At 66.9% G+C, this 12,275-nt stretch carries 12 protein-coding genes; 5 read left to right on the forward strand and 7 right to left on the reverse strand.

Going from position 1 to position 12,275, the window contains the following annotated elements; all coding sequences use genetic code 11:
* Positions 1 to 5: 5 nt before the first annotated feature.
* On the reverse strand, positions 6 to 1,214 hold the full coding sequence (gene coaBC, locus DMX10_RS21400; protein WP_111262962.1) for a bifunctional phosphopantothenoylcysteine decarboxylase/phosphopantothenate--cysteine ligase CoaBC: 1,209 nt from the start codon (positions 1,212 to 1,214) through the stop codon (positions 6 to 8).
* Between the two features lie 136 nt (positions 1,215 to 1,350).
* Here coaBC and radC point away from each other — a divergent pair, with 136 nt between their 5' ends.
* Positions 1,351 to 2,025, forward strand: coding sequence for a DNA repair protein RadC (radC, locus tag DMX10_RS21405; protein ID WP_111262963.1), 675 nt, complete (start codon positions 1,351 to 1,353; stop codon positions 2,023 to 2,025).
* On the opposite strand, the gene DMX10_RS21410 is transcribed toward radC, so the two are convergent.
* Both DMX10_RS21410 and DMX10_RS21415 read right to left on the reverse strand, forming a co-directional pair.
* Positions 2,022 to 2,486: a hypothetical protein gene (locus DMX10_RS21410; protein ID WP_256604842.1), complete on the reverse strand. Its 465-nt coding sequence runs from the start codon at positions 2,484 to 2,486 to the stop codon at positions 2,022 to 2,024. The genes radC and DMX10_RS21410 overlap by 4 nt on opposite strands.
* 93 nt (positions 2,487 to 2,579) lie before the next feature.
* Complete coding sequence (locus DMX10_RS21415) at positions 2,580 to 4,157, reverse strand: ABC transporter substrate-binding protein (RefSeq protein WP_111262964.1); 1,578 nt, start codon at positions 4,155 to 4,157, stop codon at positions 2,580 to 2,582.
* Positions 4,158 to 4,512: 355 nt separating this feature from the next.
* Between DMX10_RS21415 and rpmB the strand changes: the two genes are divergently transcribed.
* Together rpmB and rpmG are read left to right on the forward strand one after the other, a co-directional pair.
* A complete protein-coding gene (rpmB, locus tag DMX10_RS21420) occupies positions 4,513 to 4,749 on the forward strand; it encodes a 50S ribosomal protein L28 (RefSeq protein ID WP_039806568.1) in 237 nt (78 codons plus the stop codon).
* Between the two features lie 10 nt (positions 4,750 to 4,759).
* Complete coding sequence (gene rpmG, locus DMX10_RS21425) at positions 4,760 to 4,915, forward strand: 50S ribosomal protein L33 (RefSeq protein ID WP_003457707.1); 156 nt, start codon at positions 4,760 to 4,762, stop codon at positions 4,913 to 4,915.
* A gap of 143 nt (positions 4,916 to 5,058) precedes the next feature.
* On the opposite strand, the gene DMX10_RS21430 is transcribed toward rpmG, so the two are convergent.
* Complete coding sequence (locus DMX10_RS21430; protein WP_111262965.1) at positions 5,059 to 5,421, reverse strand: cupin domain-containing protein; 363 nt, start codon at positions 5,419 to 5,421, stop codon at positions 5,059 to 5,061.
* A gap of 308 nt (positions 5,422 to 5,729) precedes the next feature.
* Between DMX10_RS21430 and DMX10_RS21435 the strand changes: the two genes are divergently transcribed.
* Positions 5,730 to 7,223 carry an aldehyde dehydrogenase gene (locus DMX10_RS21435; RefSeq protein ID WP_111262966.1) on the forward strand — a complete coding sequence of 498 codons (1,494 nt, stop codon included), beginning with the start codon at positions 5,730 to 5,732 and terminating at the stop codon, positions 7,221 to 7,223.
* 166 nt (positions 7,224 to 7,389) lie between these two features.
* Positions 7,390 to 8,553 (forward strand): MFS transporter, encoded by a 1,164-nt coding sequence (locus tag DMX10_RS21440; RefSeq protein WP_111262967.1) that lies wholly within the window; start codon positions 7,390 to 7,392, stop codon positions 8,551 to 8,553.
* A 1-nt stretch (position 8,554) separates the two neighbouring features.
* On the opposite strand, the gene DMX10_RS21445 is transcribed toward DMX10_RS21440, so the two are convergent.
* The 3 genes from DMX10_RS21445 to DMX10_RS21455 all read right to left on the reverse strand — a co-directional run bounded on the left by DMX10_RS21445 (position 8,555) and on the right by DMX10_RS21455 (position 12,146).
* Positions 8,555 to 10,102: a phospholipase D family protein gene (locus DMX10_RS21445; RefSeq protein ID WP_111262968.1), complete on the reverse strand. Its 1,548-nt coding sequence runs from the start codon at positions 10,100 to 10,102 to the stop codon at positions 8,555 to 8,557.
* A gap of 87 nt (positions 10,103 to 10,189) precedes the next feature.
* Positions 10,190 to 11,521, reverse strand: a complete 1,332-nt coding sequence (locus tag DMX10_RS21450; protein ID WP_111262969.1) for an FAD-binding oxidoreductase — start codon at positions 11,519 to 11,521, stop codon at positions 10,190 to 10,192.
* Positions 11,522 to 11,657: 136 nt separating this feature from the next.
* Positions 11,658 to 12,146, reverse strand: a complete 489-nt coding sequence (locus DMX10_RS21455) for an Lrp/AsnC ligand binding domain-containing protein (protein WP_031287530.1) — start codon at positions 12,144 to 12,146, stop codon at positions 11,658 to 11,660.
* Positions 12,147 to 12,275 lie beyond the last annotated feature (129 nt).

The raw sequence follows: 12,275 nt of genomic DNA on the forward strand, positions 1-12,275 counted from the left end.
GGGTCTCAGGCCTGGTTGAGGCGTTCGGCGATGAAGGCGATCAGCTGGCGGGCGATCTTGCCCTTGCTGGTCTGCGCGAAGCTGTTCTGGTGCAGTGCGCGATCGATGATGGTGATCGCGTTCTCCTCGCTGTTGAAGCCGATGCTGGGGTTGGCCACATCATTGGCGACGATCAGGTCGAGGTTCTTGTCCTTGAGCTTGCGCGAGGCGTATTCGAGCAGGTTCTCGGTCTCGGCGGCGAAGCCCACGCTGAAGGGGCGATCGGCACGCCCGGCGAGGGTCGCGAGGATATCCGGGTTGCGCACCAGTTGCAGCAGCAGGCCTTCACCGCTGGTGGGGTCCTTCTTCATTTTGTGCGCCGCCACCACTTCCGGGCGGTAGTCGGCCACGGCGGCCGCCGCGATCAGCAGGTCGCAGGGCATCGCCGCCTCGCAGGCCGCGAGCATGTCGCGGGCGCTGACCACGTCGATGCGGTTGACCCGGTCGGGCGTGGGCAGGTGCACGGGGCCGGTGATCAGGGTGACCTTGGCGCCCGCTTCCACCGCTGCTTCGGCGAGGGCGAAGCCCATCTTCCCGGAGCTGTGGTTGGTGATGTAGCGCACCGGGTCGATGTTCTCCTGGGTCGGGCCGGCGGTGATCAGCACGTGGCGGCCGGTCAGGGCCTTGTGCTGGAACAGATCGGCGGCCGCCTGGGCGAGCTGGTCGGCTTCGAGCATGCGGCCCAGGCCGACGTCGCCGCAGGCCTGGCTGCCGGCGGCGGGGCCGAACAGGTGCAGGCCGCGCTTGGCCAGGGCTTCGGCATTGGCCTGGGTGGCCGGGTCGCGCCACATGGCCTGGTTCATCGCCGGGGCCAGGGCGACCGGCGCATCGGTGGCCAGCACCAGGGTGGTCAGCAGGTCGTCGGCGACACCCTGGGTCAGGCGCGCCATCAGGTCGGCGGTGGCGGGGGCGATCAGCACCAGGTCGGCCCAGCGCGCCAGCTCGATATGGCCCATGGCCGCTTCGGCGGCGGGGTCGAGCAGGTCCAGGTGCACCGGGTGGCCGGAAAGGGCCTGGAGGGTCAGCGGCGTGATGAACTCTCGCCCGCCATGGGTCATCACCACCCGTACTTCCGCGCCCTGGTCGCGCAGGCGGCGAACCAGCTCCGCGCTCTTGTAGGCCGCAATGCCGCCGCCCACGCCCAGTACGATGCGTTTCCGATAGAGCCGCTGCATAGGCCTGCCTTATGGATGTTTGAATTTGCGCTGCGGCGACGACGCCTCCCCAGGCCAATCGCCGCGCAAAAAAGGTGAATTAAGATAGCACAGCGACCGCATGGGAACAGCGGCCCCGCTCAACCACGGAGGTGCCATGAGCATTCGTCACTGGCCTGCGGCGGAGCGCCCGCGGGAGAAGCTTCTCGAACAGGGTGCGGCGGCCCTCACCGACGCCGAGCTCCTCGCCATATTCCTGCGTACCGGGGTCTCCGGGCAGAGCGCGGTCGACCTCGCCCGCCACCTGCTCAACGACTTCGGCGGCCTGCGCCCCCTGCTGGAGGCGGACATCGATTCCTTCTGCCTCCGGCTCGGCCTCGGGCCGGCCAAGTACGCGCAGTTGCAGGCCGTGCTGGAGATGGCGCGGCGGCATCTGGCTGAAGGATTGCGCCGCGACTCGGTGCTCGAGAGTCCTCAGGCCGTGCGCGATTACCTGAAGGCGCAGCTGCGCCACGAACCCCACGAGCTGTTCGGCTGCCTGTTCCTCGACTCCAGGCACCGGGTACTGGCCTTCGAGGTGCTGTTCCACGGCTCCATCGACGGCGCCAGCGTCTACCCGCGCCAGGTGGTCAAGCGCGCGCTGGCGCATAACGCTGCCGCGCTGATCCTCACCCACAACCATCCCTCCGGGGTCGCCGAGCCGAGCCAGGCCGACCGTGCGCTGACCCAGCGCCTCAAGGAGGCGTTGGCGCTGGTCGAGGTGCGGGTGCTCGACCACTTCGTGGTGGGCGATGGCGAGCCGTTGTCGATGGCCGAGTACGGTTGGCTCTAGGGTGCATCGACCTGGCGCTGGATGGCTGCCAGCAGACGCCGGCGGATCAGCCCGCTGGCCGGTCGGATGGCCAGCCAGTAAGGGGTGAAGAGCAGGCGGCTACGGCGGTCCGGGCAGTGCACGCGGGTCTCGGTGTGCAGGACGATGCCGCCGTCGGTGCCGGGGCTGCAGTGGAACCCCATGAGCAGCTTGGCGACCCCGGGTTCGGCATAGGTGTCGAAGGCGTCGGCGTCATCCACCCGTTCCAGCCCGAAGTCGCTGCGCCAGAAACGGCCGATCAACCCATAGGCCAGCGCCTGGTCGGCGTCCCGCCCCAGCAGGGTGAACGCGTGAAGCCCGAAAGGCGGCCTGTCCTTGAGGCGGTTCTCGCGCCCCAGTGCTACGGCCAGGCGGGCCGGCGCCTCGCGGATGCGCAGCAGGGCACGCACCAGCGGGTCGTCATGCACGGTGAGATCGCCCACCGCGTCCAGCGCTTGCCGCCGCGGTTGCCCGCAACGGCAGCTGATGCCGCTCGACGAACTGGAACTGCGGCAGATAGCGCTCGCCCAGCTCCATCAGGGCTTCACGCTGACGTGGGAGAAATCCTGGCGACCGAAGGGGTTGGCCTGGTAGCCGTCGACGCCGGAGCGGGCCAGGGCGAAGGCGGTAGGGTGTGCCAGCGGCAACCACAGGGCCTGCTCCTGGATGATCTGCTGCGCCTTTATATAGAGGGCGCTGCGGTCGGTCTGGTTGCGCTGGGTCTTGCCGTCGCTGATCAGCTTGTCCAGCGCGGCGTCGCAGTAGCGCGCGAAGTTGAGGCCGGACTGCACCGAGGCGCAGGAGAATTGCGGGGTGAGGAAGTTGTCCGGGTCGCCGTTGTCACCGGCCCAGCCCATGAACAGCAGGTCGTGCTCGCCGGCCTTGGCGCGGCGGATCAGCTCGCCCCACTCGATCACGCGGATCTCGGCCTGGATGCCGACCTTGGCCAGGTCGGCCTGCAGCAGCTGAGCACCAAGGCTGGGGTTGGGGTTGAGCAGGCTGCCGGAGGGGCGGGTCCAGATCGTGGTCTTGAAGCCGTCCTTGAAGCCGGCTTCGGCCAGCAGTGCGCGAGCCTTCTCCGGGTCGTGGGGGTAGCCGGGCAGGTCCTTGGCGTAGCTCCAGGTGTTGGGCGGGTACGGGCCGCTGGCGGCGCTGGCGCTGCCCTCGAACACTGCCTTGAGGTAGCTCTGCTTGTCGAAGGCCAGATTGATGGCCTGGCGCACCCTGGGCTGGTCCAGCGGTGGGTGCTGGCTGTTGATACCGACGAAGGCCGTCATGAAGGCCGGGGTCTGCAGCACCTTGAGGCTGGCATCCCGGCTCGCGGCCTGGACATCCAGCGGCTTGGGCGAGAGGGCGATCTGGCATTCGCCGCGGCGCAGCTTCTGCAGGCGCACGTTGGCGTCGGGGGTGATAGCGAAGATCAGCCCGTCCACCGCAGGCTTGCCGGCGAAGTAGTCCGGGTTGGCGGCGTAGCGCACGGCAGCGTCCTTCTGGAAGCGCCTGAAGACGAAGGGGCCGGTGCCGATCGGCTGGGCGTTGAGCTTCTCCGGCGTGCCGGCCTGCATCAACTGCCCGGCGTACTCGGCGGAATAGATGGAGGCGAAGCCCATGCTCAGGGTGGCGAGGAAGGTGGCGTCAGGCTTGTTCAGGGTGAAGCGCACCTGCAGCGGGCCGACCTTGTCGATGGCCTTGATCAGCTGCGGCAGTTGCATCGACTGGGCATGGGGGAAGCCGCTCTGGGCGACCTTGTGCCAGGGGTGGGCGGTGTCGAGCATGCGCTGGAAGCTGAACAGCACGTCATCGGCGTTTAGTTCGCGGCCGGGCTTGAAGTACTCGGTGGCATGGAAGCGCACGCCAGGGCGCAGCGTGAAGAGGTAGCTCAGGCCATCGGGCGAGACCTCCCACTGCTGCGCCAGGCCCGGGACCAGCTCACCGCGCTGGGCGTCGAACTCCACCAGGCGATTCATCAGTACGTCGGCGGAGGCGTTGGTGGTGGTCAGCGAGTTGTACTGCACCACGTCGAAGCCCTCGGGGCTGGCCTCGGTGCAGACGCTCAGGCTGGCTGCCTGGGCGAGCAGCGGGGCGAACAGCAGGGGCAGGGCGGCGAGACGCATGGGGTGCTCCTTATGCAAGGGCCCTGGGCGGGCTGCGGGCGAAAGGCCTTACGCTAGACCATGGCCGGAGCCGGAGCAACGCGCTTTTGGCGACGAGCGGTCATTTTTCACGCAGGCCGCGCCGATGCGGTCGCAGGCGCCCCCTCAGATGCCTGGACTTTCGCCCGGATGCCGCAGCCCTTGCTGCTCCAGGGGGTTTCTGATATAAAGCAGCGCTCTTTTCTAGGGGCCCGGTCTTTCGCAGTCTTTGTGTGGCCGGTAAGACCCTGACGAGACGGGCGCTAAAACGCCCACAAGTGAGAGTTCAAGCGGCCAACCCATGCCGGGTTGGGCATGAGGTTTAGAGGGCTGAGGCATGTCTAGAGTCTGTCAAGTAACCGGTAAGGGTCCGGTTACCGGGAACAACATTTCCCACGCAAACAACAAAACCCGTCGTCGTTTCCTGCCGAACCTGCAGCACCACCGCTTCTGGGTCGAGTCCGAGAAGCGCTTCGTGCGTCTGCGCGTTTCCGCCAAGGGCATGCGTATCATCGACAAGCGTGGTATCGACGTAGTTCTCTCCGAACTGCGCGCCCGCGGCGAGAAGGTATAAGGAGCTAATCATGCGTGAACTGATCCGTTTGGTGTCGAGCGCCGGTACCGGCCACTTCTACACCACCGACAAGAACAAGCGCACTACTCCCGACAAGATCGAAATCAAGAAATTCGATCCGGTCGTGCGTAAGCACGTGATCTACAAGGAAGCCAAGATCAAGTAATTGATCCGGCCCTTGTCGAAGAAGCCCGCCTACATGGCGGGCTTTTTCATGCCCGCGATTTGCCGTCGGCTGCGACGACGCCCATAAAAAAGCCCGCTTGCGCGGGCTCAAGGGGGTGACAAGCATGGAGGTGAAGCGGTGGATCACTTGGCCTGTTCGAAGATCACATAGACCTTGCGGCAGGCCTCGAGCACTTCCCAGGTGCCGGAGAAGCCGGCCGGGATGACGAAGCGGTCGCCGGCGCGAACGGTCTTGGCATTGCCCGCGGCGTCGCGGATGACGGAGACGCCCTGGAGGATCTCGCAGTATTCGTGTTCGGTGTAGTTCACCGTCCACTGGCCGATGGCGCCCTCCCAGATCCCTACGTTGAACTGCCCGCACGGGCTGCCGTAGTGGTTGCGCACGCTCTGCTCCGGGTCGCCCTTGAGGATTTTCTCGGGGGCGGGACGGTAGTGTTCGGCGGCGGCTGGGCTGTTGGCGAAGTCGACGATGGATTCGATGTTCATGGCGGTTCCGTTGCGGCTGGCGGATGGCCCTCGTTCATTGGGCCTGTTTTTTATTCTGCCCGGCTGTGGGGTCTTTCCACGCTCCCGAAGAGTGAAAGGAAAAACGGCTGGGCGATCCGACCTGGAGTCTATGTTTAATAAAACGAACATGACAAGGGCGTTTACCTGAATTTTGTCAAAAATATTGAAAATCCAGGGCCCTCTGGTTTAGGGTTGCGATCAGGTCCGGCCGCATGCCGGCCTTGCAGAATTCTTGACAGTGCCGGGTCTGGAATCCGGCACTTATCTACTAATAAGAGGAACGCCCCATGACCACCCTGACTCGCGCCGACTGGGAACAGCGCGCCAAGTCCCTGCAGATCGAAACCCGCGCCTTCATCCATGGCGAGTACACCCACGCCGTCTCCGGCGCGACTTTCGACTGCATCAGCCCGGTGGATGGGCGCGTGCTGGGCCAGGTCGCCAGCTGCGACCTGGCCGATGCCGAGCTGGCGGTGAAGGATGCCCGTGCCGTCTTCGAGTCCGGTGTCTGGTCGCGCCTGGCGCCCACCGCGCGCAAGGCGGTGATGATCCGCTTCGCCGATCTGATCGATGCCCATGGCGAAGAGCTGGCGCTGCTGGAAACCCTGGACATGGGCAAGCCGATCAGCGACTCGCTGAACATCGACGTCTCCAGCGCCTCCCGCGCCATCCGCTGGAGTGGCGAGGCCATCGACAAGATCTATGACGAAGTCGCCGCCACCCCGCACAACGAGCTGGGCCTGGTGACCCGCGAGCCGGTGGGCGTGGTCGCCGCCATCGTGCCGTGGAACTTCCCCCTGCTGATGACCTGCTGGAAGCTCGGCCCGGCGCTGTCCACCGGCAACTCGGTGATCCTCAAGCCGTCCGAGAAGTCGCCGCTGACCGCCATCCGCATCGCTCAGCTGGCCATCGAGGCCGGCATCCCCGCCGGCGTGTTCAACGTGCTGCCGGGCTTCGGCCATACCGTGGGCAAGGCCCTGGCGCTGCACATGGACGTCGACACCCTGGTGTTCACCGGCTCCACCAAGATCGCCAAGCAACTGATGGTCTACGCCGGCGAATCCAACATGAAGCGCGTCTGGCTTGAGGCCGGCGGCAAGAGCCCGAACATCGTCTTCGCCGACGCACCGGACCTGCAGGCCGCCGCCGAGGCCGCCGCGGGCGCCATCGCCTTCAACCAGGGCGAAGTCTGCACCGCCGGTTCGCGCCTGCTGGTGGAGCGTTCGATCAAGGACAAGTTCGTGCCCATGGTGGTCGAGGCGATCAAGGCCTGGAAGCCGGGCAACCCGCTGGACCCGGAAACCAACGTCGGTGCCCTGGTCGACACCACCCAGATGAACAACGTGCTGTCCTACATCCAGGCCGGCCATGACGACGGCGCCAAGCTGGTGGCCGGCGGCAAGCGCGTGATGGAGGAAACCGGCGGCACCTACGTCGAGCCGACCATCTTCGACGGCGTGGACAACGCCATGCGCATCGCCAAGGAAGAAATCTTCGGCCCGGTACTCTCGGTCATCGCCTTCGACGACGTCGAGGACGCCATCGCCATCGCCAACGACACCGTCTATGGCCTGGCTGCAGCGGTGTGGACCAGCAACCTGTCCAAGGCCCACCTGACCGCCAAGGCATTGCGCGCCGGCAGCGTCTGGGTCAACCAGTACGACGGTGGCGACATGACCGCGCCCTTCGGCGGCTTCAAGCAGTCGGGCAACGGCCGCGACAAGTCGCTGCATGCCTTCGACAAGTACACCGAGCTGAAAGCCACCTGGATCAAGCTCTGAACCAGGGCGGCGCGACCGCCCCATAAAGGTCCGCCTTCCTGCGGGAAGGCCGGCTCCACGGAGCCAAGCCTGCGGCCGGGTTTCCTTCACAGGAGCCCGGCCGTTTTTGCTTTTCTGCCTGCCAGGATCCTCCGGGATACCGGCCCATGGAACGGAGGACACCTGCATGCGTTGGGGGACCTACTTCGCCGTCTGCGGCGCGGTGATCAGCATCGGGCTCGCGCTGGGGGTGACCATGCCCCTGGTCTCGCTGCGCCTGGAAAGCTGGGGCTACGACGCCTTCGCCATCGGCGTGATGGCCGGCACCCCGGCGGTGGGCGTGCTGCTTGGTGCCTCCCTGGCCGGCCGGCTGGCCGCGCGTTTCGGCACCACGACCCTGATGCAGCTGTGCCTGCTGGTCAGTGCCGTGTCGGTGGCGATGCTGGCGCTGGTGCAGAGCTACCCGATCTGGCTGGCCTTGCGCCTGTTCATCGGCGTGGCGCTGACCGTGGTGTTCATCCTTGGCGAGAGCTGGATCAACCAATTGGCGGTGGAGAAGTGGCGCGGTCGCCTGGTGGCGCTCTACGGCACCGGCTACGCCCTCAGCCAGCTGTCCGGGCCGCTGCTGCTCAGCGTGCTGGGGACCGGCAACGACCTCGGCTTCTGGACCGGCACCGGGCTGCTGGTGGGGGGCTCGCTGATGCTCCTCGGGCGCACCGGCGCGCCCAGCGTCGACGCCCACAGTGCTTCCGGGCGCGGGTTGCTGACCTTCTGCACGCGGCTGCCGACCATCGCCTGGGCGGTGGTCCTGTTCGCCGCCTTCGAGGCGATGATGCTGACCCTGCTGCCCATCTATGGGCTGCGCCAGGGCTTCAACCAGGAGATCGCGCTGCTCATGGCCAGCGTGGTGGTGGTCGGCGATGCGGCACTGCAATTGCCCATCGGCCTGCTGGCGGACCACATGTCGCGGCGCACGCTGTTCCGTGGCTGCGGGCTGGCCCTGCTGGTGTCGAGCCTGAGCATCCCGCTGTTCCTGCACACGCCGTTGATCTGGCCGATCTGGGTCGTGTTCGGCGCCAGCGCGGGCGGGCTCTTCACCCTGGCGCTGATCCTCATCGGCGAGCGTTACCGTGACGATGAGCTGGTCCGCGCCAACGCCCACGTCGCGCAGCTCTGGGGTATCGGTTGCCTGATCGGCCCGCTGGTGACCGGTGCCGCCAGCCAGTGGATCAGCGGCCACGCCCTGCCGCTGATGATGGCCATCGGCGCTGCCGGCTTCGTCTGGCTGGCCTGGACCCGCGAGCTGTTCGACGACGCGGGCGATGAGTCGGCCGTCGCGGGCAACCGCTGAGTCAGAGCATCCGCTCGAGCCCCACGCGCTCGGCGAACCAGGCGTTGAAGCGCCGCCACAGGCTGCCCGGCTCGCGGCGCAGCTCCTGCCGGCGCTCACCCTCCCCGGTTATCCACAGCATCTCCCCGCCCGGGCCCAGGCGCACCTGGTAACTGCGCCCGGGGCTCATGCCCTGCAGCGCCAGGCGATGCAAGTGGGCGCTCAGCTCGGGGCTGTCGATCAGCACGCCGACCTCGGTATTCCATAGCACCGAGCGCGGATCGAAGTTGAAGGAGCCGATGAAGGCGCGGCGCCGGTCGAGGATCATCGCCTTGCTGTGCAGGCTGGAGTTGGACGAACCGCTGAAGCTGTATTCGCCGCTGCCCGCGCCATCCCCCGGCTGGCGGCGCAGTTCGAAGAGGTGCACGCCGTGCTCCAGCAGCCGCTGGCGATAGGGTGCGTAGCCGCCGTGGACGGCGGGTACGTCCGTGGCTTCCAGGGCGTTGGTCAGCAGGCGGATGTCGACGCCGCCATCGGCCTTGCCGATCAGGTAGTCCATGCCTTCCGGGGCGGGAACGAAATAGGCCGAGACCAGCACCAGGTCCTCCTTTACTTCGTCCAGTACCGGCTGCAACTGGCTGGCCAGCAGCAGCTGCGGATCGGGTGGACCGCTGGCCAGCACCTTGCTCGGCGCATCCCACAGGGCGCTGGCCGGCGCCCAGATCAGTTCGCGCAGCCAGAGGTCCAGGCGCGGGTCGTCGCGATAGGTGTGCAGCCGATCGTAGAGGGTCTTCTGCCGGGCCCGCGCCTGGGCCAGGTAGCCGCGCAGGCGCTGGCGGGCTTCGTCCAGCTCCTGGCGTTCCGGCTGGCGCCAGAGGAACTGCTGGATCGGCTTGCTCAGGGCGCTGTTCCAGTACTGGTCGAAGCTCTGCCCCAGCTGCTCCGCCACCGGGCCGATGGCCAGCAGGTCGATGTCGGTGAAGTTGAGGCTGGGCTCGGCGTCGAAGTATTCATCCCCCAGGTTCCGCCCGCCGACGATGGCCGCAGCGTTGTCGGCCAGCCACAGCTTGTTGTGCATGCGCCGGTGCTGCTGGCCCAGGTCCAGGGCGCGACCGAGGGTGCGCGTGGCACCGGTGGCACGGCCCAGGTGCAGCGGGTTGAACAGCCGCACCTGGATGTTCGGGTGCGCGGTGAGCAGGGCGATGCTGGCGTCGCGGCCGTCGCTGCTGGTGTCATCGAGCAGCAGGCGCACGCGTACGCCGCGGTCGGCGGCGCGCAGCAGCTCGTCGAACAGGGCGCGGGTGGAGAGGCCGTCGTGGACGATGTAGTACTGCAGGTCGAGGCTGCTGCGTGCCGAGCGGATCAGTTCGGCACGGGCGCTGTAGGCCTCGTTGCTGGCCGGCAGCAGGCGGAAGCCGGATTGACCGGGATGCGTGGCCGCCAGGGCCAGCAGGCGCCGGCCGAAGGGCGACTCCGCTGCGGCGATGGCCTGGCTCGGTGACGCCGGGGGCGGCGTGACGCAGCCGGCGAGCGTGGCCAGCAGGCAGATGAACAGCAGGGAGATGCGCACGTCGGCCTCCGACTCGCCGGGTCCTTGAGCTCAGACGCCAGCGTAGCCGGAAGATTCAGGCAGCCCGCGGCTGGCGCGGGCCGAGGGTCATTTCGCCAGGCTGTTGCCCACGCTTTCCCTGATCCGGTACCAGAGCATGCCGAGGGCCAGCAGCGGCGAGCGCAGCAGCTTGCCGCCGGGGAAGGTGATGTGCGGCACCTTGGAAAACACGTCGAAGCCGCCGCCCTGTTCGCCGCTGATGGCCTCGGCCAGCAGCTTGCCCGCCAGGTGGGTGGCGTTGACCCCGTGGCCGGAGTAGGCCTGGGCGAAGTAGACGTTGGGCTGCTCCGGCAGGCGGCCGATCTGCGGCAGGCGGTTGGCGCCGATGCCGATCATCCCGCCCCACTGGTAGTCGATGCGCACATCGGCCAGTTGCGGGAACACCTCCAGCATCTTCGGCCGCATATAGGCGCCGATGTCCGCCGGGTCGCGACCGGAATAGTGGCAGGCGCCGCCGAACAGCAGGCGGTTGTCGGCGGAGAGGCGGTAATAGTCGAGGGCTACGCGCTGGTCGCACACCGCCATGTTCTGCGGCAGCAGCTGCCTGGCCAGCGCCTCGGGCAGGCGCTCGGTGGCGATGATGTAGCTGCCCGCCGGGAGCACCTTGCCGCCGAGGGTCGGGTTGAGGTCGTTGAGGTAGGCGTTGCAGCCGAGCACCAGGGTCTTTGCACGGACCTGGCCCTGGGCGGTGTGCACCTTGACCTCCGGGCCGTAGTCGATGCGCTGCACCGCCGAGTGCTCGAACAGGCGCACGCCCAGCGAGCTGGCGGCGGCGGCCTCGCCCAGGGCCAGGTTCAGCGGATGCAGGTGGCCGGAGCCCATGTCGATGAGGCCGCCGGCGTAGCGGTCGGAGCCCACCACGCTGCGCATCTCGCCCGGCTGCAGCAGGCGCATCTCGTGGCGGTAGCCGAGGGACTTGAGGTCCTCCATGTCCTCGGCGAAGCCGGCGAGGTCGCGGGCCGTATTGGCCAGGTCGCAATAGCCCCAGGTGAGGTCGCAGTCGATGGCGAATTCCTCCACCCGCTGGCGCACCAGCTCCACGGCCTCCAGGCCCATCAGCTTGAGGGCGCGTACGCCGTCCTGGCCCACCACCGATTCGAAATGCTCGACGTCGTGGCCGACGCCGCGGATCAATTGGCCGCCGTTGCGCCCGCTGGCGCCCCAGCCGATCTTGTGCGCCTCCAGCAGCACCACCGAGAAGCCGCGCCTGGCCAGTTCGATGGCGGTGTTCAGCCCGGAGAAGCCGCCACCGACGACGCAGACGTCCGCCACCTCCTCGCCCGCCAGGGGCGGATGCTCGATGCGACGGTTGGCGGTCGCGGCGTAATAGGAGGGGGCGTGCTGGTCGCTGTGGACCGGATGGCGAACGCGGGCGTTCATGTGCGGAATCCTGATTATTGTGTTTGGAAAATTTGACGGAGGATAAGCACGAAGCACGCCAACCGCCAAGGGGCGCTCAGGAAAAATCCCTGTGCCCCGCAGGCAACTATCCAGGCGCGCGTCGGCGCCTCCGGGTTCACTCGGGAATGGGCAGGTTGAGGGATTCCTTGACCTCTTCCATCACGATGTAGGACTTCGACTCGCGCACGTGCGGCAGCTTCAAGAGGATGTCGCCGAGCAGCTTGCGGTAGGAGGCCATCTCGTTGATCCGCGCCTTCACCAGGTAGTCGAAGTCACCGGAAACCAGGTGGCATTCGAGCACGTGGGGCAGCTTGAGGACGGCGCGGCGGAAGTCCTCGAAGGTGTCGCCGGACTTGTAGTCCAGGCTGATCTCGACGAACACCAGAAGGCTCGCCTTGAGGTGCTGCGGGTTCAGCCGGGCGTTGTAGCCCATGATGATCCCCTCGCGTTCCAGGCGGCGTACCCGCTCGGTGCAGGGCGTGGTGGACAGGCCCACGCGCTCGCCCAGCTCGGTGAAGGAGATACGGCCGTCCTCCTGGAGGATTCGTAAAATATTCCGGTCTATCTTGTCTAGCTCACGACGCGATTGATGCTGGGTACGCATGGTGGATGCCCCTCCGCAAAAGCCGTATTGGCCAAGAATTATCGCCAAATATAGCTGGCTATATAGTGAATATCACTGGGGCGCTCTTCATATACTGCGCGGCATCTACGCTCAAAATAACAAACGCAA

This window comes from Pseudomonas sp. 57B-090624 (assembly GCF_003234055.1).
Taxonomy (GTDB): domain Bacteria; phylum Pseudomonadota; class Gammaproteobacteria; order Pseudomonadales; family Pseudomonadaceae; genus Metapseudomonas; species Metapseudomonas tohonis.